The organism is Streptomyces sp. NPDC046909, assembly GCF_040644695.1.
In the GTDB taxonomy this organism is placed as follows: Bacteria; Actinomycetota; Actinomycetes; order Streptomycetales; family Streptomycetaceae; genus Streptomyces.
The window spans coordinates 185,852-203,972 of record NZ_JBEYXC010000011.1 but is presented as its reverse complement, the minus strand read 5'-3'; the positions used below and the strand labels follow the sequence as shown (position 1 = coordinate 203,972).

Below are 18,121 nucleotides of genomic sequence, written 5' to 3'. Positions count from 1 at the left end.
TGGCCTTTGAGCGGTCGTCCTTCTAGCGGTCCTGCGTCCTTACGTGCGCGCCGTCTTCAGCCAGCCCCGCTGGCCGGTGAGCATCCGCCAGAACCCCCACCAGCCGGCCGCGAACCAGATGTAGCCGTAGAAGACGAAGACATGGGCGAGCAGGACCGAGCGCACCAGGCCCAGCTCCCGCTCCCGCTTGGCGTACACGAAGCCGTACGCGTAGGCGGCGGTGAACGAGAGCGCGTACGGGCCCAGCAGCCACATGGGCGAGACGAGCGGCTGTCCGGCCTGCACGGAGGCCACGGTGGTGGCGACGACGGCGACGACGAAGGACAGCGGGAGCAGCGAGGTGAGCAGGATGAGCACCGGGCTGGAGAGGTGGTAGAGCAGGTCGAGCGCGGCTCTGGTGGGCACGTCCCTGAGGATGAGCGGGACGAGTCCGGAGGACTGCAAGTGGCCCTGGAACCAGCGGGATCGCTGGCGGATCAGGCGCCTGAGGCTGAGCACGGCCTGCTGGGAGACCGCGGCGGTGGTGCAGTGCTGGTTGGTCCAGCCCTTGGCGATCAGCCGCACCCCGAGGTCGAGGTCCTCGGTGAGGCTGTCGCTCCAAGGGCCGTCCCCGCCCAGGGTGTTGAGCGCCGACAGCCGCATGAACTGGCCGTTGCCGCCCATGCCCACGCTGCCGATGTAGCGGCGGGCGCTCTGGAAGACGTCGCCGTAGACGACGAACTCCATGTCCTGCATACGGGCGAGCAGTCCGAGGTGCCGGTTGTACATCCGGACACAGACCTGGACCGCGCCCGTGCGCGGGTCGTCGAAATACGGGTCGACGGACTGCACGACATGCGGATCCAGCCGCCCGTCCGCGTCGACCACGCAGAGCACGACATCGGCCGGGTCATGGCGGTCGAGCAGACCGGATTCCCGCAGGTGGCGCACGCCGTCGTTGAGTGCTGCACCTTTCCCTTTCCGGGCGTTCGGCGGAGTGCGCCGGTGCAGCCGGACCAGGGCCGGGTCGGCGGCGAGGGCGATCTCCGAGGTGCGGTCGTCCGAGCCGTCGTCGATCACCAGTGCCATGAAATTACGGGCGGGTAGCGAGGTGATCCTGGCGAGGCTTTCGGAAAGCACTTTCTCCTCGTTGAGACAGGCGAGGAGGAATACGTAGAAGCGTTCTTTCCGGTCTGTTCGAGAACGGCGAATTCTGCGTCTCGACAGCAGAAAGAGGCTCGTGTTGTAGCAGCCCGCCATAATGATCAAAGTGATGCTGGACCACAGCAGCAGTTCAGTGATCATGGTTGCCCCCGGTGCCGGCCTGCGCTTTCAGTGCCTGGCGGCGCAGTCGTATCCGGGCGAGCAATATCAGACAGGCCGACAGGCAATAGAACAGGAATCCGGCCCCGGCCGCGGCCTGTAGGGCTTTGGCCAGAGGTAGCCCCGGCACGGCTTCGGGCGCGGCCATCGCCCCTGCAAGAGGCAGGAGAGCCCCCAGGGCGGGTCGTCCGTACATTGTCCCCCCACACATTTCACAGCGCGTCCCCATCGCGCGAAGGTGAACGTAGCAGACGCCGAGGGCGACTCTGAAGGTTATTCGGAAAAAGGACATGTCCGATCTTCTGGTGGGGTCTCCTGGTCCTCCGGGAATTCACCCTTCGGACCATTGACACCCTTCGTGACCGTCATAAGAATCGGTGACTTCCTGTTGTGAAAAGCCTTTGCCAAGGATTGGCAAAGTGGGGGGAATGATCGTGAGACCAATGATCGCAAGACCTTTGACGCGTACGCGGCGACAAGGAATTCCGAAGCTTTCCGTGATCCTGTTGCTGGTCGCCGCTCTGCTCAGCGGTACCTTCCTCGCGGCGGGTGCCCAGGCCGCCCCCGGTGGGGACCGGCCCGGCCACGAGAACGTCGGCGGGAAGTCCGGACTCAGCCGCGTCGACCTCAAGGGCTGGGCGAAGGCCCAGCTCAAGGCCGACCGGGCCCGCCACGACAAACAGCGCCAGAAGCCGTCCACGACCAGGGCGTCGACGACGACCGGGCTGCCGGCCACCACCACCCTGGCCTCCACGGCCGCCTTCCCGGTCCGCACCGCGACAGCCGTCACCCGGCAGGCCGCCCTGCTCCAGGCCGACGACGTCGCCGCCGCGGCCGCCCCGGCCACCCTCGTCCTCTACGACACCGCCGGCCCCTACGGCCAGCTGGGCGAGCTGTACGCCATGGCCGCCGCCAACCTCGCAGGTCACTTCGGTACGGTCACCGCCAAGCCGGTCCAGCAGTACACCGCGGGCCTGGTCGACTCGTACACGGCCGTGATCTACATCGGCTCCACCTACTACTGCTGCGACGTCCCCGACGCCGTCCCGGCCGCCTTCTACCAGGACGCCTCCACCACCACCAAGCCGGTGATCTGGATGGGCGCCAACATCTGGAACATGGCGAACTCGGTGGGCGTAGCCCAGTTCACGCAGAAGTACGGCTGGGACCCGACGACGTCGTACTACGAGGACGGCGGTTCGATCGGGACCGTGACACAGGTGACGTACAAGAACCAGGCACTCACCCGGAAGATCCCCGCGGGCCAGGACGGCGGCGTGCTGCGCCCCAACGTCCTCACCGGACCCGGCTATCCCGCGGTCACCAGGGTCGCCGAGGGGCTCGACACCTCCAACAGCCACACCTTCGGGTGGGCCGTCCGCTCCTCCAACCTCACCTACCTCGGTGAGATCCCGTTCGCGTACGTCTCCGAGAGCGACCGGATCATCGTCCTGGAGGACCTCCTCTACGACGCCCTCGCCCCGGCCACCACCGAACGGCACCGCGCGCTGCTGCGCCTGGAGGACATCAGCCCCAACTCGGAACCCTCCGAACTGCGGGCGATGGCCGACCTGCTGAAGGCGAACAACATCCCGTACGGCATCAACGTGATCCCCGTCTACACCGACCCCAACGGCACCTACAACAACGGGGTCCCGGAGACGATCACCCTCGCCCAGCGGCCGCAGGTCGTCAGCGCCCTGAAGTACATGCTGGCCAGGGGCGCGGTCCTGATGGACCACGGCTACACCCACCAGTACAGCAACGTCGCCAACCCGTACAACGGCGTCACCGGCGACGACTTCGAGTTCTACCGCGCCCACGTCGACGCCTCGGACAACGTCGTCTACGACGGCCCGGTCGCCGGGGACTCCACCGCCTGGGCGCAGGGCCGGGTGACCAGCGCGCTCGCCGCGTTCACCGCCGCGGGCCTGCCGAAGCCGACACTGTGGACCACCCCGCACTACGCGGGCTCGGCCGCCGACTACAAGGTCTTCAGCGCCAACTTCAACGCCCGCCTTGAGCGTTCGCTGTACTTCTCCGGCACGCTGAGCGGCAACTCCGCCGGACCCAACGTGTTCATCGGCCAGTTCTTCCCGTACGTCGTCAACGACGTGTACGGCACCAAGGTCCTGCCCGAGAACATCGGCAACTACGAACCCGAGGCCTACAACAACCACCCGCCGAGGCTGCCGGCCGACCTGATCGCCTCGGCCAAGGCCAACCTGGCCGTCCGGGACGGGTTCGCCAGCTTCTTCTACCACCCGTACTTCCCGACCCAGCCGCTGAAGGACACCATCGACGGCATCAAGGCCCTGGGGTACACGTTCGTCAGCCCGACGAGCCTGTGAGGGCACGCGTCATCAAGAGGAGGGTCGTCGCCGCCGCCGCGGTGGCGGCCCTCCTCGCCGCCGCCGGCTGCACGACCACCAGCCCCTCCAGCGGCAAGGAGCCCACCGCGACGATGCGCGGCATCACCCTGCCCTCCTGGTACCGCACCGACTACGACAGCCCCGCCGCCGACCGCTATCTGCGGGACATCCGCGCCACCGGCGCCCGCTGGGTCACCTTCACCCCGACCTGGTACCAGCAGCGGCGCACCGACACTGTGATGCGCCCCACCGAGGAGACCGCGAGCGACGCGAGCCTGAAGCACATCGTGCGCCGCGCCCACGCCCATGGCCTCAAGGTGATGATCAAGCCGCACGTCGACCTGCCCGGCGACGGCGACCGCGCCGAGATCCGCCCCCGCGACCGGGCCGCCTGGTTCACCTCCTACCGCCGCTTCATCACCCACTACGCCGACCTCGCCGCCGACACCGGCACCGAGCAGTTCGCGGTCGGCACCGAACTCGCCGGCGTCTCCGGTGACCGCGCGGCCTGGACCCGGACCGTCGACACCGTCCGCGACCACTACGACGGCCCCCTGACCTACGCCGCCAACTACGACGAGTACACCCGGATCCGCTTCTGGAAGGAGCTCGACCTCATCGGCATCGACGCCTACTGGCCGCTGGCGGAGAAACCCACCGACGACACCGGCCGGCTGCGCCGCGCCTGGCAGCCGATCGCCGGGAAGCTCGCCGACTTCGCCCGCCGCCACGACCGCCGGATCCTGTTCACCGAGGCCGGCTACGTCAGCCAGCGCGGCGCCACCACCGCCCCGTACGCCTGGGACATCAGCCGCCGCACCGGCGACGCCGAACAGGCCGCCGCCTACCGGGCACTGCTGGACACCTTCACCGGCCGCGGCTGGTGGGCCGGGGTCTGCTGGTGGATGTGGGACGACTGGCCGGACAGCGGCGAGACCCCGGCGAAGCTGGCGTACACCCCGCACGGGAAACCGGCGGAGAAGGTGCTGCGGGAGAAGTGGGGCGCCGCCCCCGAGGCTGCCGGGGGGACGTCCGACGGCACCTCCTAGGACACGCGGTACGTCTCCCCGTACACCGCCCACGTCAGCGGTGTTCCGAGGTCCAGCTTCCCGTCGTACAGGAACTGCCGTTGCGCGGTGTCGATGCGGGAGGTGTCGATGTCGGCCTTCCGCTGCTTCATGGCCTTCCTGCGGACGTCGAGGAAGATGTCGAGATAGGCCTTCTCCGAGCCGCCCGCGGAGGGCAGGTCGGCCTCGTGGAGGGCCTTTTCGCGCAGGCCGTAGAAGCTGGTGGCGTTGGTGCCGGGGCCGTGGAAGACCATGGCGTCGTAGTAGATGAACTGGCCCAGGGTGCCCAGGCCGTCGAGCTTGGCGAGGCGGACCGCGGGGTCGAAGTAGACGCGGTCGCGCTCCTCGTCCTGGGCCTCGCGGAAGGCCGCGACCTCGGACTCGGCCTTCCACGCCTTGGTGAAGCCGGGGTCCAGGCCCTCGTGGGAGTCCGTGCCGTCCACCTTGCGCAGGGCGGGAAGGTAGCGGGCCAGGCCGTTGTCCGGGTGGGCCTTCGTGTAGTGCTCGACGAGGCCGAGCAGGTCGTTGGTGCCGGTGCAGAAGCCGATGATGCCGGCCGTGTAGCCCTGGCCGTCCCCTATGTCCTCGATGTAGCCGTAGGCGGAACGCCAGTCGAGGGTGGAGTTCTCGGCGCTCGCCACGATCTGCTGGGCCAGCTCCTTCTTCGCCGGGTCGGCGAGACCGGCCGGCAGCGAGGCGATCGTCTCGTCGTCGGCGGAACGTTCCTCCTCGGCCCGGCTCTTCGCGTCCTCACGGGCCAGCTGGGAGGCGGACACCGGGGCCTTCGCCGGGGCCTCCGCGGAGTCCGTCGGGGCGAGGAAGTAGACGGCCGCAGTGATGGCCACGGGCACGGCCGCGAACAGCAGGACCGCTCGTCTCACTGGGTCAACTCCGAGATTCTTCCGATCGACGCGACCACGAGCAGCGCGAGGAGCGCCGCACACGCGGCGGCCTGCACCAGGCCGCGCCGGGGTCCCCGGGGAGCATAGGCGTACACCAGCGTCACCGCACCACCCGTGAGCAGACCGCCGAGGTGACCCTGCCACGAGGTGAACCGCGAGGAGATCAGCAGCCAGACCAAGAGGAAGACCATGAACTGGTTGACGCCCCGCATGTCCGCGCCCACCCGCCGGGCCATGACGTAGTACGCCGCCCCCAGCCCGAAGACCGCCCCGGACGCGCCCAGCGAAGCCGTACCCGGGTCGGTGAGCAGCAGCTCCCCGACCGAGCCGCCCAGCGTCGCCAGCAGATAGAGCCCCAGATAGCGGACCCGGCCCAGCATCGGCTCCACCACCCGCCCCAGCTGCCACAGCGACACCATGTTCATCACGATGTGCGCCAGGCCGAAGGCCCCCTCGGTCGGCTCCAGATGCAGGAACCCGCTGGTCAGCAGCCGCTCCCACTGCCCGGCCACCACACCCTCCGCATGGAAGTCGGACGGGTAGGACGACTGGTACACGTACGAGAGCCCGTCCGGGCCGACCAGCCGTGCGGTCACCATCGCGAAACGGTCGACGATCTCCGGGCGCAGCACCTCGGCGACATAGGCCAGCACATTCAGCGCGATCAGCGCGTACGTCACGACCGGCACCGCCGACACCCGGCCGCCGACGACCGTACGGGCCTGCCGGACCGACCTCGCCCCCTCCTTCACGCACTCCACGCACTGGTGACCGACGGCGGCCTCGCGCATGCAGTCGGGGCAGATGTAGCGGTCGCAGCGGGTGCAGCGGACGTGGGACTCCACCTTGGGATGGCGGAAGCAGGTGGTGACGGTGGACTCGGATTCCACGGCCGGCTCCTCGGGGATGGGACGATCAGTGAGCCGGTGGGGACGGCGGCGATCAAAATAGCCAATGCCCGTGAAGAGAGCGACGGTGGGGGAACGAATGGCAGCGATCAGTCTCAGCAAGGTCGAGGAGACCGCGCCCGCGCTGGTGAACCTGTACAAGAGCGCCGGGGTGTCGCTGCGCAAGCACGGCCTGGACGGGCTGCGGGCCGCGGTCTACCTCGTCGTCGACTACTCCGGGTCCATGAAGCCGTACTACAACGACGGCAGTGTGCAGGCCCTCGCCGACCGGGTGCTCGGCCTCTCCGCGCACCTCGACGACGACGGCACCGTGCCGGTGGTGTTCTTCTCGACCGACGTCGACGCCGAGACGGAGATCGCGCTCGCCGACCACGAGGGGCGGATCGACCGGATCGTGGCCGGGCTCGGGCACATGGGCAAGACCAGCTACCACCTGGCCATGGACGCGGTCATCGACCACTACCTCGACAGCGGCTCCCGGGCACCCGCCCTCGTCGTCTTCCAGACCGACGGCGGTCCGATCAACAAGCTCGCCGCGGAACGGTACTTGTGCAAGGCGGCCCGGCTGCCGCTGTTCTGGCAGTTCATCGGGTTCGGGGACGCGAAGAGCAAGCAGTTCGACTATCTGCGCAAGCTCGATGAATTGGCCGTGCCCGACAAGCGGGTCGTCGACAACGCCGGGTTCTTCCACGCCGGTTCGGAGCCCCGGAAGGTGTCCGACGCCGAGCTGTACGACCGGATCGTCGGCGAGTTCCCGAAGTGGCTGGTGGCCGCGCGGGCGCAGGGGATCATCCCGGTCGGCGCTTGAACCATCGTCGCTGAGGGCGGCGGATGAGCCGCTGTTCGTCCCGTTGGCTTGGGCGTGGTGCCGTGCCACGCTGGGGTGGAGCCGACGGGGAGGGCGACGACGTATGGACGGCGCACGATCGGTGAACCGGAAGCGGGAGCCCGCTCCCGGCGGCGGGGAGCGGCTCGCCGACTGGGCGGACGGACGGCTGGGCCTGTACGCGCTGGCCAAGGCCAATATGCGCAAGGTCTTTCCCGACCACTGGTCCTTCATGCTCGGCGAGGTCTGCCTCTACAGCTTCATCGTCCTGATCCTCACCGGCGTCTATCTCACCCTGTTCTTCGAACCGAGCGGGGTCGAGGTCGTCTACCACGGCTCCTACGAGCCCCTCAACGGCGTAGTGATGACAAGGGCGTTCGAGTCCACGCTCGACATCAGCTTCGATGTGCGCGGCGGGCTGCTGATCCGGCAGATCCACCACTGGGCGGCGCTCGTCTTCGTCACCGGGATGCTCGTGCACATGATGCGGGTGTTCTTCACGGGCGCCTTCCGCAAGCCCCGCGAGCTCAACTGGGTCTTCGGCTGGACCCTGTTGATGCTCGGCATCATCACCGGCCTGACCGGCTACTCCCTCCCCGACGACCTGCTCTCCGGCACCGGCATCCGCTTCGCGCAGGGCGCGATCCTGTCGGTGCCGATCGTGGGGACGTATCTGTCGTTCTTCCTGTTCGGCGGGGAGTTCCCGGGCCACGACATCATCCCCAGGCTGTTCCCGATCCACGTCCTCCTGCTGCCCGGGATCATGCTGGGCCTGGTGGTCGCGCATCTGATCCTGGTCTTCTACCACAAGCACACGCAGTACCCGGGGCCAGGGCGTGACCAGAAGACGGTCGTCGGCATGCCGTTCCTGCCGGTGTACATGGCGAAGGCGAGCGGCTTCTTCTTCCTCGTCTTCGGCGTCCTGGCGATCATGGGCGGGCTCGCCCAGATCAACCCCGTGTGGGCCTTCGGGCCCTACCGCCCGGACCTGGTGACCACCGGCGCCCAACCCGACTGGTACCTCGGCTTCTCCGAGGGCCTGATCCGGGTGATGCCGGGATGGGAGATCAACGCCTGGGGCCACACCCTCCAGCTGGGCGTCTTCATCCCCTTCTCGCTCTTCCCGCTGATCCTCCTCGCCCTCGGCGTCTACCCCTTCGTCGAGGCGTGGATCACCGGCGACAAACGCGAACACCACATCCTCGACCGGCCGCGCAACGTGCCCGTACGGACGGGGCTCGGCGTGGCCTGGCTCAGCCTGTACGCGGTGCTGCTGATCGGCGGCGGCAACGACATCGTGGCCACGCATCTGCATCTGTCCATCAACGTCATCACCTGGTTCGTACGGATCGCCGTGTTCGTGGTCCCGGTGCTGGCGTTCGTCGTGACGAAGCGGGTCTGCCTCGGGCTGCAACGGCGGGACCGCGACAAGGTGCTGCACGGCCGGGAGACCGGCACGATCAAGCGGCTGCCGCACGGGGAGTACGTCGAGGTCCACGAACCCCTCGCCCAGGAGGTACTGCACACCCTCACCCAGCACGAGCAGAATCCGCCGTACGAGGTGGGCCCGCTCGTCGACGGGAACGGGGTGCGGCGGCCGGTGAAGGTTTCCATGAAGGTGCGGGCGCGGCTGGCGCGGGTCATGTTCGGGCCGGAGACACGGATCCCGAAGCCGACGGTGGAGGAGTACCGGGAAGTCACCAGCGGCGACCACCACTGACGGCGACGGCCGTCCGGCACTCGTCCGGCGTGCCCCAGGCGGTGCGCAGGGCGCGGGCCTTCGTCAGCCACAGGGACAGGTCGTACTCCGCCGTGTACCCGATCGCGCCGTGCAGTTGGAGCGCGGTGCGGGCGGTGGCGTACGCGGCCTCGCATGCCGTGACCTTCGCGGCGGCGACGTCTTCGTCCGTCATCGTCAGCGCGGCGCCCAGGAGGAGGGGGCGGGCGAACTCCAGGGCGATCTTCGCGTCGGCGAGTTGGTGTTTGACGGCCTGGAACGAGCCTATGGGGGCGCCGAATTGGGTGCGCTGCTTCACGTAGGAGACGGTTCGGTCGAGGAGGGCGAGGCCGATGCCGAGGGCTTGGGCGGCGGTGGTGAGGCGGGCGAGGCGGAGGGCGGGGGGCAGGGACGGCGGGTCGGCGGCCAAGAGTTCACCTTCGTGAGGGGCGGTGAGGAAGAGGCGGCGGGCGGGGTCCAGGGAGGGGCGTGGGGGGTGTGTGGGCGGGGGAGCGAGGCGGAGCTCCGTGGGGGGCTGGGGAATCGGCCCTGAAGGGGCCTCGTCCTCAAGCGCCGGACGGGCTGAAATGCGGGGGCCCGGCGTTGACAGTGTCAACCGGATGTCCGCCGCGTCCGCGTCCAGCACGTACGGGCCCGTCGTCAGCGTCGCCATCGACTCGCCCGAGGCCAGCGCGGGCAGGAGCCGCTTCGCCGGGCCCTGGTCGTCCAGCCCCGCCAGCAGGGCCGCCGCCGTGACCGTCTCCACCAGAGGGCCGGGGACCGCGTGCCGGCCCAACTCCACGAACGCCAGGGCGAGTTCCACCGGGCGGAGTCCCAGGCCCTCGTGCGCCTCCGGGACCGCCAGTGCGAAGACGCCCGCCTCGGCGATACGGGACCACAGCGCACGCCCGCTCGTGTGCTCCCCGCGGCTCCACTCCCGTATCACCGTCGGGGTGTCCGCGGCCGTCAGCATCGCGTCCAGGGACGCGGTGAACTCCCGCTGCTCGGCGTCGACCAGGAACCGCATCAACGGCGTCCCTTCGGCAGGCCGAGCAGGCGCTCGGCGATGATGTCGCGCTGGATCTCGTTGGTGCCCGCGTAGACGGTGCCGGCGAGGGAGAAGACGTAGCGCTCGGACCAGCCGGTGTCCGCCAACTCGCCCTCGGGGCCCAGGAGATCGAGGGCCGTCTCGTGCAGGGCGATGTCCAGCTCGGACCAGAAGACCTTGTTCATGCTGGACTCCGCGCCGAGCGACCCGCCCGCCAGGACCCGGGACGCCGCCGCGTGGGTGAAGAGCTGGTAGGCCCGGGCGCCGATCAGGGCGTCGGCCACACTGTTCCTCGTGCCCGCCGGGGCGCCCTGTGCCTGCCACAGCCCGTGGAGCCGGGCCGCCGCCGCCAGGAAGCGGCCCGGGGACCGCAGCTTCAGCCCCCGTTCGTTGCCCGCCGTCGCCATCGCGATCCGCCAGCCCTGGCCCGGCTCGCCGATCACGTCCTCGTCCGGCACGAACACCTCGTCCAGGAACAGCTCCGCGAAGGCCGGCTTGCCGTCGAGGCGGGCGATCGGGCGGACCGTGACGCCGGGGGCGTGGAGGTCGAACATGACGTACGTCAGGCCCTGGTGGGGTTTCGGGGCGTCCGGGTCGCTGCGGAACAGACCGAAGGCGCGGTCCGCGAAGGCCGCCCGCGACGACCACGTCTTCTGGCCGGTCAGCAGCCAGCCGCCGTCCGCGCGGACCCCCTTCGAGCGCAGGGACGCCAGGTCCGAACCCGCCTCCGGCTCCGACCACGCCTGCGCCCAGATCACCTCGCCGGTGGCCATCGACGGCAGCACACGCGCGCGTTGCTCCCGCGTGCCGTGGTCGAAGAGGGTGGGGGCGAGGAGGCTGATGCCGTTCTGGTTGACGCGGCCGGGGGCGTCCGCCCCGTAGTACTCCTCCTCGAACAGCAGCCAGCGGACCAGGCCCGCGTCCCGGCCGCCGTACTGCGTCGGCCAGTCGACCACCGACCAGCGGTCCGCGGCCAGTTCGGCCTCCCACGCGCGGTGGGCCGCGAAGCCCTCCTCCGTCTCCAGGGAGGGGAGCGGCTCGGACGGCACATGGGCGCCCAGCCAGGCGCGGGCCTCGGCGCGGAAGGCCTCCTCTTCCCCGGTGAAGGCGAGGTCCATCGTCACCAGCCCTTCGACGGCGCCTCATCGACGCTTCCCTAACAAGTGTTTGGTAGGTTAGCGTGACCCTATGACAGGCGTCGAGAGTCCCGAGTACGAGCCGGGGCACGGGCTGCTGACAGGGCGCACCGCCGTCATCACCGCCGCGGCCGGCGCCGGCATCGGCGGGGCGACCGCGCGGCGCTTCCTGGAGGAGGGCGCGCGCGTGCTGATCAGCGACGCCCACGTGCGGCGGCTCAAGGAGTACGAGGCCCAGCTGGCCGGGGAGTTCGGGGCGGACGCGGTGAGCGCCGTCGCCTGTGACGTCACCGACGAGACCCAGGTCCAGGCGCTCTTCGAGGCCGCCGTGCGCACGCATGGGCGGCTGGACGTCGTCGTCAACAACGCGGGCCTCGGCGGCACTTCACCCCTCGTCGACATGTCCGACGAGCAGTGGTCCCGGGTCCTCGACGTCACCCTCAACGGCACCTTCCGGTGCACCCGGGCCGCCCTGCGGCTGATGCGGGAGGGCGGGGGCGGGGTCGTCGTCAACAACGCCTCCGTCGTGGGGTGGCGGGCGCAGGCCGGGCAGGCGCACTACGCGGCGGCGAAGGCGGGCGTGATGGCGCTGACGCGGTGCGCGGCGATCGAGGCGGCCGAGTTCGGGGTGCGGGTCAACGCGGTCGCGCCGAGTCTCGCCATGCATCCGCACCTGGTGAAGGTGACGTCCCCGGAGCTGTTGGAGGAGCTGACCGCGCGGGAGGCGTTCGGGCGGTACGCGGAACCCTGGGAGGTCGCCAACGTGATCGTGTTCCTGGCGTCCGGCTACTCGTCGTACATGACGGGCGAGGTCGTCGCCGTCAGCAGCCGGCACCCCTAGGGCGAGAACGATGAGGCGAGAATGATGCCGTGCCGACCAAGAAGAAGCCCCAGGTGACCCCCGCCGCGCCCGCCCGGCGCCGGGAACTCCTCGACACCGCCGCCGAGGTCTTCGCCGAACAGGGGTACAACGCCACCACCGTCCGCAAGATCGCGGACCACGCGGGCATGCTCGCGGGCAGCCTCTACTACCACTTCGACTCCAAGGAGTCGATGCTCGAAGAGATCCTGCGGACCTTCCTCGACGAGCTCTGGGACGGCTACGACACCGTCCTGGACGCCGGGTTGGGCCCGCGCGAGACCCTCGAAGCGCTCGTCACCGAGTCGTTCCGGGAGATCGACCGGCACCGCGCCGCCGTCGCGATCTACCAGAAGGAGAGCAGGCAGCTGGTCGCGCAGGAGCGGTTCGGCTTCCTCGCCGAGTCGCAGCGCAACTTCGAGAAGGCGTGGCTGTCCACGCTGGAACGCGGGGTCGCCGCTCAGGTCTTCCGGGCCGACCTCGACATGCGGCTCACCTACCGCTTCGTGCGCGACACCGTCTGGGTCGCCGCGTCCTGGTACCGGCCCGGCGGACAGCACAGCCCGGAGGAGATCGCCCGGCAGTACCTGTCGATGGTGCTGGACGGGATCGCCGTACGCGAATAGCCGCTATCAAGTGCCCCTATCGGGCGCCCCTATCAAGTACCCCTTTATGCGAGGGAGTTGCCATGGCCGAGGCCTACATCGTCGAAGCGGTGCGGACGCCCGTCGGGCGGCGCAAGGGAGGGCTCAGCGGGGTCCATCCGGCCGACCTGGGCGCTCATGTGCTCAAGGAACTCGTCGCGCGGGCGGGGGTGGACCCGGGGGCCGTCGAGGATGTCGTCTTCGGGTGTCTGGACGCCGTCGGGCCGCAGGCCGGGGACATCGCGCGGACCGCATGGCTGGCGGCGGGGCTGCCCGAGGAGGTGCCGGGCGTGACCGTGGACCGGCAGTGCGGGTCCTCGCAGCAGGCCGTGCACTTCGCGGCCCAGGGCGTGCTGTCGGGGACGCAGGACCTGGTGGTCGCGGGCGGGGTGCAGAACATGTCCCTCATCCCCATCGCCTTCGCCACCCGGCAGGCCGCCGAGCCGCTGGGGCTGACGCAGGGGCCGTTCGCGGGGAGCGAGGGCTGGCAGGCGCGGTACGCGGGCAAGCCGGTGAACCAGTTCGTCGGCGCCGAGATGATCGCCGCGAAGTGGGGGATCAGCCGGCAGGACCAGGAGGAGTTCGCGCTGCGGTCGCATCAGCGGGCGGTGCGGGCCATCGACGAGGGCCGGTTCGCGCGGGAGACCGTGGCCTACGGGGACGTCGCCGTCGACGAGGGGCCGCGCCGGGACACCTCGCTGGAGAAGATGGCCGGGCTGAAGCCGGTCGTCGAGGGCGGCACCGTCACCGCCGCCTGCTCCTCGCAGGTCTCCGACGGCGCGGCGGCGATGCTGCTGGCCTCGGAGGGGGCCGTACGCGAACACGGGCTCACGCCACGCGCACGCGTGCACCATCTCTCGGTACGCGGCGAGGACCCCATCCGGATGCTCACCGCGCCCATCCCGGCCACCGCCCACGCCCTGAAGAAGACCGGGCTGTCCATCGACGCCATTGACCTCGTCGAGATCAACGAGGCCTTCGCGCCGGTGGTGCTGGCATGGCTGAAGGAGACCGGGGCCGATCCGGAGAAGGTGAACGTCAACGGGGGCGCCATCGCTCTCGGGCATCCCCTGGGTGCGACCGGGGTGAAGCTGATGACGACCTTGCTGCACGAACTGGAGCGCACGGGCGGACGGTTCGGGCTTCAGACGATGTGCGAGGGCGGGGGACAGGCCAACGTGACGATCATCGAGAGGCTCTGAGGTTCTCCAGCACCTCCTCGGCCTCCTTCATGATCCGCTCCACCAGCTCCGCGCACGACGGCAGGTCGTCGATCACCCCGGCGACCTGCCCGGAGGCCATCACCCCGAGGTCCGTACGGCCGTCCACCATCGCCGACTTGAGCAGCATCGGGGTGTTCGCGGCGAGGAGGACCTGGCTCCAGGTGAGGTCCTTGCCGTGCTTCATGGCGAGGCCGTCGTGGATCAGCTGCCGCCAGGTGAGGCCGGAGAGGCGGCGGAAGGCGGTCGCATGGCGGACCGCACGCACCAGGGTCCGCGCGCGGCCGGCGCTCTCCAGGGAGGTCACCAGGTCGGTGCGCAGCATCCGGTGGGGCAGCCCGTCGACCGCCCGCGTCACCGTCACGTCCCGGACCGTGGCCGCGAGATAGCGCCGCTTCACCGCGTCCGGCACCGTCGAGTCCGACGTCAGCAGGAACCGCGTGCCCATCGCGACCCCGGCCGCCCCGTAGGCCAGCGCCGCGACCAGCCCTCGCCCGTCGAAGAAGCCGCCCGCCGCGACGACCGGGATGTCGACCGCATCCACCACCTGCGGCAACAACACGCTCGTCGCCACCTCGCCGGTGTGCCCGCCGCCCTCGCCGCCCTGCACGATCACCGCGTCCGCACCCCATGCCGCGACCTTCTCGGCATGGCGGCGGGCCCCTACGGACGGGATGACGACGAGACCCGCCTCCTTGAGCTCGGCGATCAGCTCGGGGGAGGGGGCGAGGGCGAAGGACGCCACCCGCACGCCCTCCTCGATCATCAGGCGCACCCGCTCCCCGGCGTCGGCCGCGTCGGCGCGCAGATTCACGCCGAAGGGCGCGTCCGTCCGGGACTTGACCTCACGGACCGCCTCGCGCAGCTGGTCCAGGGTCATCGTCGCCGAGGCCAGGATGCCCAGCGCGCCCGCGTTCGCCGTCGCCGAGACCAGGCGGGGGCCCGCGACCCAGCCCATCCCGGTCTGCACGATCGGGTGCCGAACCCCGACGAGCCGGGTGAGTGCCGTGTCCATCAGGCGGCGACCTCCCGGGCGCGCGAGTTACCCGGATCGATCACCTCGCGGATCAACTTCAGCTCCTCGGCGGTGGGTTCGCGGGTGTATGGCACCTCGTCCGGGACGATCAGCGTGAAGCCGGTCGCCTCCTGAACGTCGGCGATGCTCACCCCGGGGTGCAGCGACGCCAGCCGCATCGAACGGTCCGGCGTCGCGAAGTCGAAGACGCCGAGGTCGGAGACGACTCGGGGTATCCGATGAAACCGCGCCCCGGCCGCGTGGTCGTACCCCACCCCGCACACCAGGTCGCCCTTCTCCACGAAGACCCGCCGCGAGTGCCTCGGCACCCAGTAACTCGTCGGATTGTTGAGGGTGTTGACCGGCGCCCCCCGCACCCCGAGCAACTGCCGCTTCGGCCGCGCCCAGTCGCCGATGCAGGAGATGTTCTGGTTGCCGTACCGGTCGATCTGGCTCGCGCCCATCATCACGTGCCGCCGCCCGCCCGTGACCAGGGCCAGATGCTGCCGGTACGGCAGCCAGCCCTCGACCGTGCCGTCCGGGCGGACCAGCAGCGCCTCGCCGTCGGTCAGCAGCAGGTCGGGGGAGAAGGTGAGCCGGGCGAGGCGGGCGCCGACGGAGGGGATCAGGCCCATGGGGCTCGCGAGGATCTCCCCGGCGTCCCGCCAGGCCTCGGCGCAGGCGATCACGCAGTACTCGGCGCGGGTGACGCCCGTCATGAGTCCTCCCCGAGATCGAGATAGCGCCGCGCGAACTCCGGCCAGGGAGTGGTCGCGTACTCCTTCTGAGCCGCCTCGTCCCGGCCGTAGTCGGGCGCGCAGGACGTGAAGTGCGCCCCGTTCGGGGCCTCCACGACCCCGGTGACGGTGTGCCGCTTGATCAGCAGCGACTGGGGCGGGGCCTCCTTCGTCAACTCGGCCGTGTCGACGACCCGTTCGCAGGAGACGTACGCGGTGTCCGCCGCCTCGCAGAAGAGGTCGTCGAAGTACGGGTCCGGGCCCAGATACTGTCCGTTGCCCAGCCGGTCGGCGCGGTTGACGTGGACCAGGGCCGCGTCCAGGCGCAGGGCCGGCATGGCGACGAACGTCTCGGCGTTGTCGTAGGGCGAAGTCACCGTCCGCAGACCGGGGTTGACCCGCATGACGTCCGAGCCGACGCCCGCCCGCACCGGAAGGAAGGGGAGGCGGTTCGCCGCCGCGTGCAGGCCCCACATGAACATCGCCTCGTCGATCTCCGTCAGCTCGATGGCGCCGGATTCGCGGGCCGCCCGGTAGTGCGGTTCGAGGGGGATCGAGTCGAGGGTGACGAAGGGGGCGACGAGCTTGCGGAGACGTCCGGCGGCGGCCAGCATGCCGACGTCCGGGCCGCCGTACGAGACGACCGTCAGGTCGGTGATCTCCGACCGGAGCAGTGCCCTGACCAGCGCCATCGGCTTGCGGCGGGAGCCCCAGCCGCCGATGCCCAGGGTCATGCCGCTCTCCAGCCGGGCGACGGCTTCGTCGGCGGTCATGGTCTTGTCGCTCACTCTGCCTCCTTCCTGGAGTGCCTTGACTTCGCGGAGTCCCCGAAGGTGTCGCGGACCCGGTCGGCCACCCCGCTCACGCTCGCCTCGAAGGTGAAGCCCTGCTCGAAGCGGTAGCTGCGGCGGACGTCGACCGGGTCGATGCCGTTGATGGCGGCCTTGGCGAGGCGCAGCAGCTCCCCGTCCTTGGCGGCGATCTCGCGCGCCAACCCCAGGGCCGCGTCGGTGAGTTCGGCGCGCGGTACGACCGCCCACACCGATCCGTGCGCGTGCAGGTCGGCCGCGCTCGCCGTGCGCGAGGTGAAGTACAGGGCGCGCATGAGGTGTTGGGGGACGAGCCGGGCCAGATGCGTGGCCGCGCCCAGCGCGCCCCGGTCCAGCTCGGGCAGTCCGAAGACGGCGTCCTCGCTCGCCACGATCGCGTCCGCGTTGCCCACGAGCCCGATACCGCCGCCCAGGCAGAACCCCTGCACGGCCGCCACGACCGGGACCTCGCAGTCGTACACCGCCGAGAACGCCTCGTAGCAGCCGCGGTTGACGCCGACGAGCGCGGCGGAGCCCCGGGCCTGGATCTCCTTGATGTCCACGCCCGCGTTGAACCCCCGCCCCTCGGCGGCCAGCACCACACACCGCACCGCGGGATCGCGGCCGGCCGTGCGCACCGCGTCGGCCAGCGCGTACCAGCCGTCCACCGGCAGGGCGTTGACCGGCGGGTAGTCGACCGTGACGACGGAAATCCCCTTTTCCCGGGATGAGGTGGAGACAGTCATGGAAGCATCAGCTACCTTTCCACCAAACGTTTGTTAGGTGGAGGGTAGCGGCGAATGGAGCTGAATGGGAGGGTCGCCGTCGTCACGGGCGGGACGCGGGGCGTGGGCGCCGGGATCGCGCGGTCCTTCGCGGAGGCGGGTGCGGAGGTCGTCGTCTGTGCGCGAAGGCCGCCCGAAGTGCCGGTCGAGGGAACGGAGTTCGCCGCGCTCGACGTACGCGACCACGACGCCGTACGGGCCTTCTTCGCCGGGCTGTCCCGCGTGGACGTCCTCGTCAACAACGCGGGCGGCGGGCCGTACCGGCTGCTGGCCGACGCGGACGCCGAGCGGCACACGCGCGTGGTCGAGCTCAACCTCCTTGCCCCGCTGGCGGTTTCCCTCGCCGCGTATCCGCACCTCAAGCGGGCGAAGGGATCGGTCGTCATGGTCGGCAGCGTCAGCGGCAGCCGTCCCTCGCCGGGTTCGGCGGCGTACGGGGCGGCGAAGGCCGGGCTGGAGAACCTCGCGCGGTCGATGGCGGTGGAGTGGGCGCCGGACGTCCGGGTCAACACCCTGGTCGTCGGCATGGTCCGCACCGAACTCGCCCATCTGCACTACGGCGACGAGGACGGCGTCGGCGCCGTCTCCCGCACCGTCCCGCTCGGGCGCCTCGCGGAGCCCGCGGAGGTCGGCTCCGCGGCCGTCTTCCTCGCCTCGGCCGGCGCCGCGTACATCACCGGGGCGTCACTGCTGGTGCACGGGGGCGGGGAGCGGCCCGCGTTCCTCGATGCGGCAACTGCCGACAGGGAGACAACCACCAACAAGGAGAGCTGA

At 70.3% G+C, this 18,121-nt stretch carries 18 protein-coding genes; 8 read left to right on the top strand and 10 right to left on the bottom strand.

The window, feature by feature from the left end:
• Positions 1-39: 39 nt before the first annotated feature.
• Together ABZ928_RS33175 and ABZ928_RS33170 are read right to left on the bottom strand one after the other, a co-directional pair.
• A complete protein-coding gene (locus tag ABZ928_RS33175) occupies positions 40-1,239 on the bottom strand; it encodes a glycosyltransferase (RefSeq protein ID WP_361527399.1) in 1,200 nt (399 codons plus the stop codon).
• A 34-nt stretch (positions 1,240-1,273) separates the two neighbouring features.
• Positions 1,274-1,450, bottom strand: a complete 177-nt coding sequence (locus ABZ928_RS33170; RefSeq protein ID WP_361527117.1) for a hypothetical protein — start codon at positions 1,448-1,450, stop codon at positions 1,274-1,276.
• A gap of 349 nt (positions 1,451-1,799) precedes the next feature.
• On the opposite strand from ABZ928_RS33170, the gene ABZ928_RS33165 reads away from it, so the two are divergent.
• Both ABZ928_RS33165 and ABZ928_RS33160 read left to right on the top strand, forming a co-directional pair.
• A complete protein-coding gene (locus tag ABZ928_RS33165) occupies positions 1,800-3,653 on the top strand; it encodes a polysaccharide deacetylase family protein (protein ID WP_361527115.1) in 1,854 nt (617 codons plus the stop codon).
• Positions 3,650-4,723, top strand: a complete 1,074-nt coding sequence (locus ABZ928_RS33160) for a hypothetical protein (RefSeq protein WP_361527113.1) — start codon at positions 3,650-3,652, stop codon at positions 4,721-4,723. The genes ABZ928_RS33165 and ABZ928_RS33160 overlap by 4 nt, the downstream gene beginning before the upstream one ends.
• Here the strand turns inward: ABZ928_RS33160 and ABZ928_RS33155 are convergent.
• Both ABZ928_RS33155 and ABZ928_RS33150 read right to left on the bottom strand, forming a co-directional pair.
• Positions 4,720-5,622, bottom strand: a complete 903-nt coding sequence (locus tag ABZ928_RS33155) for a chitosanase (protein ID WP_361527111.1) — start codon at positions 5,620-5,622, stop codon at positions 4,720-4,722. The genes ABZ928_RS33160 and ABZ928_RS33155 overlap by 4 nt on opposite strands.
• Positions 5,619-6,533 carry a rhomboid family intramembrane serine protease gene (locus tag ABZ928_RS33150; protein ID WP_361527109.1) on the bottom strand — a complete coding sequence of 305 codons (915 nt, stop codon included), beginning with the start codon at positions 6,531-6,533 and terminating at the stop codon, positions 5,619-5,621. Before ABZ928_RS33150 ends, ABZ928_RS33155 begins: the two co-directional genes overlap by 4 nt.
• 97 nt (positions 6,534-6,630) lie before the next feature.
• Between ABZ928_RS33150 and ABZ928_RS33145 the strand changes: the two genes are divergently transcribed.
• The gene (locus ABZ928_RS33145; protein ID WP_361527107.1) at positions 6,631-7,359 is read left to right on the top strand and encodes a VWA domain-containing protein; all 729 of its coding nucleotides are present in this window, start codon (positions 6,631-6,633) and stop codon (positions 7,357-7,359) included.
• A 103-nt stretch (positions 7,360-7,462) separates the two neighbouring features.
• Positions 7,463-9,097, top strand: a complete 1,635-nt coding sequence (locus ABZ928_RS33140; RefSeq protein ID WP_361527105.1) for a cytochrome bc complex cytochrome b subunit — start codon at positions 7,463-7,465, stop codon at positions 9,095-9,097.
• Here the strand turns inward: ABZ928_RS33140 and ABZ928_RS33135 are convergent.
• Together ABZ928_RS33135 and ABZ928_RS33130 are read right to left on the bottom strand one after the other, a co-directional pair.
• The gene (locus ABZ928_RS33135) at positions 9,075-10,121 is read right to left on the bottom strand and encodes an acyl-CoA dehydrogenase family protein (protein WP_361527103.1); all 1,047 of its coding nucleotides are present in this window, start codon (positions 10,119-10,121) and stop codon (positions 9,075-9,077) included. The two genes, ABZ928_RS33140 and ABZ928_RS33135, sit on opposite strands and share 23 nt — an antisense overlap.
• A complete protein-coding gene (locus tag ABZ928_RS33130; protein WP_361527101.1) occupies positions 10,121-11,260 on the bottom strand; it encodes an acyl-CoA dehydrogenase family protein in 1,140 nt (379 codons plus the stop codon). The genes ABZ928_RS33135 and ABZ928_RS33130 overlap by 1 nt, the downstream gene beginning before the upstream one ends.
• 70 nt (positions 11,261-11,330) lie before the next feature.
• On the opposite strand from ABZ928_RS33130, the gene ABZ928_RS33125 reads away from it, so the two are divergent.
• From ABZ928_RS33125 to ABZ928_RS33115, 3 genes are all read left to right on the top strand, one after another.
• Positions 11,331-12,119: an SDR family oxidoreductase gene (locus ABZ928_RS33125; RefSeq protein ID WP_361527099.1), complete on the top strand. Its 789-nt coding sequence runs from the start codon at positions 11,331-11,333 to the stop codon at positions 12,117-12,119.
• A 29-nt stretch (positions 12,120-12,148) separates the two neighbouring features.
• Complete coding sequence (locus ABZ928_RS33120) at positions 12,149-12,763, top strand: TetR/AcrR family transcriptional regulator (RefSeq protein WP_361527097.1); 615 nt, start codon at positions 12,149-12,151, stop codon at positions 12,761-12,763.
• A 62-nt stretch (positions 12,764-12,825) separates the two neighbouring features.
• Positions 12,826-13,983 (top strand): acetyl-CoA C-acetyltransferase, encoded by a 1,158-nt coding sequence (locus ABZ928_RS33115; RefSeq protein WP_361527095.1) that lies wholly within the window; start codon positions 12,826-12,828, stop codon positions 13,981-13,983.
• Here the strand turns inward: ABZ928_RS33115 and ABZ928_RS33110 are convergent.
• From ABZ928_RS33110 to ABZ928_RS33095, 4 genes are read right to left on the bottom strand one after another with little or no spacing between them, the layout of a single operon-like run.
• Entirely contained in the window at positions 13,967-15,016 is a 1,050-nt protein-coding gene (locus ABZ928_RS33110; RefSeq protein ID WP_361527093.1) for a nitronate monooxygenase, read from the bottom strand. The genes ABZ928_RS33115 and ABZ928_RS33110 overlap by 17 nt on opposite strands.
• The gene (locus tag ABZ928_RS33105) at positions 15,016-15,735 is read right to left on the bottom strand and encodes a CoA-transferase (RefSeq protein WP_361527091.1); all 720 of its coding nucleotides are present in this window, start codon (positions 15,733-15,735) and stop codon (positions 15,016-15,018) included. The genes ABZ928_RS33110 and ABZ928_RS33105 overlap by 1 nt, the downstream gene beginning before the upstream one ends.
• Positions 15,732-16,541 carry a CoA-transferase gene (locus ABZ928_RS33100; protein ID WP_361527089.1) on the bottom strand — a complete coding sequence of 270 codons (810 nt, stop codon included), beginning with the start codon at positions 16,539-16,541 and terminating at the stop codon, positions 15,732-15,734. Before ABZ928_RS33100 ends, ABZ928_RS33105 begins: the two co-directional genes overlap by 4 nt.
• Positions 16,538-17,308 (bottom strand): enoyl-CoA hydratase family protein, encoded by a 771-nt coding sequence (locus ABZ928_RS33095; RefSeq protein ID WP_361527087.1) that lies wholly within the window; start codon positions 17,306-17,308, stop codon positions 16,538-16,540. Before ABZ928_RS33095 ends, ABZ928_RS33100 begins: the two co-directional genes overlap by 4 nt.
• A 54-nt stretch (positions 17,309-17,362) precedes the next feature.
• On the opposite strand from ABZ928_RS33095, the gene ABZ928_RS33090 reads away from it, so the two are divergent.
• Positions 17,363-18,121, top strand: coding sequence for an SDR family oxidoreductase (locus ABZ928_RS33090; RefSeq protein WP_361527085.1), 759 nt, complete (start codon positions 17,363-17,365; stop codon positions 18,119-18,121).

Bases quoted from the DNA above. Each gene is read 5' to 3' on its own strand.
- ABZ928_RS33175 (WP_361527399.1), bottom strand. From the start codon at position 1,239: ATGGCGGGCTGCTACAACACGAGCCTCTTTCTGCTGTCGAGACGCAGA.
- ABZ928_RS33170 (WP_361527117.1), bottom strand. From the start codon at position 1,450: ATGGCCGCGCCCGAAGCCGTGCCGGGGCTACCTCTGGCCAAAGCCCTA.
- ABZ928_RS33145 (WP_361527107.1), top strand. From the start codon at position 6,631: ATGGCAGCGATCAGTCTCAGCAAGGTCGAGGAGACCGCGCCCGCGCTG.
- ABZ928_RS33140 (WP_361527105.1), top strand. From the start codon at position 7,463: ATGGACGGCGCACGATCGGTGAACCGGAAGCGGGAGCCCGCTCCCGGC.
- ABZ928_RS33135 (WP_361527103.1), bottom strand. From the start codon at position 10,121: ATGCGGTTCCTGGTCGACGCCGAGCAGCGGGAGTTCACCGCGTCCCTG.
- ABZ928_RS33130 (WP_361527101.1), bottom strand. From the start codon at position 11,260: ATGGACCTCGCCTTCACCGGGGAAGAGGAGGCCTTCCGCGCCGAGGCC.
- ABZ928_RS33125 (WP_361527099.1), top strand. From the start codon at position 11,331: ATGACAGGCGTCGAGAGTCCCGAGTACGAGCCGGGGCACGGGCTGCTG.
- ABZ928_RS33115 (WP_361527095.1), top strand. From the start codon at position 12,826: ATGGCCGAGGCCTACATCGTCGAAGCGGTGCGGACGCCCGTCGGGCGG.
- ABZ928_RS33110 (WP_361527093.1), bottom strand. From the start codon at position 15,016: ATGGACACGGCACTCACCCGGCTCGTCGGGGTTCGGCACCCGATCGTG.
- ABZ928_RS33105 (WP_361527091.1), bottom strand. From the start codon at position 15,735: ATGACGGGCGTCACCCGCGCCGAGTACTGCGTGATCGCCTGCGCCGAG.
- ABZ928_RS33095 (WP_361527087.1), bottom strand. From the start codon at position 17,308: ATGACTGTCTCCACCTCATCCCGGGAAAAGGGGATTTCCGTCGTCACG.
- ABZ928_RS33090 (WP_361527085.1), top strand. From the start codon at position 17,363: ATGGAGCTGAATGGGAGGGTCGCCGTCGTCACGGGCGGGACGCGGGGC.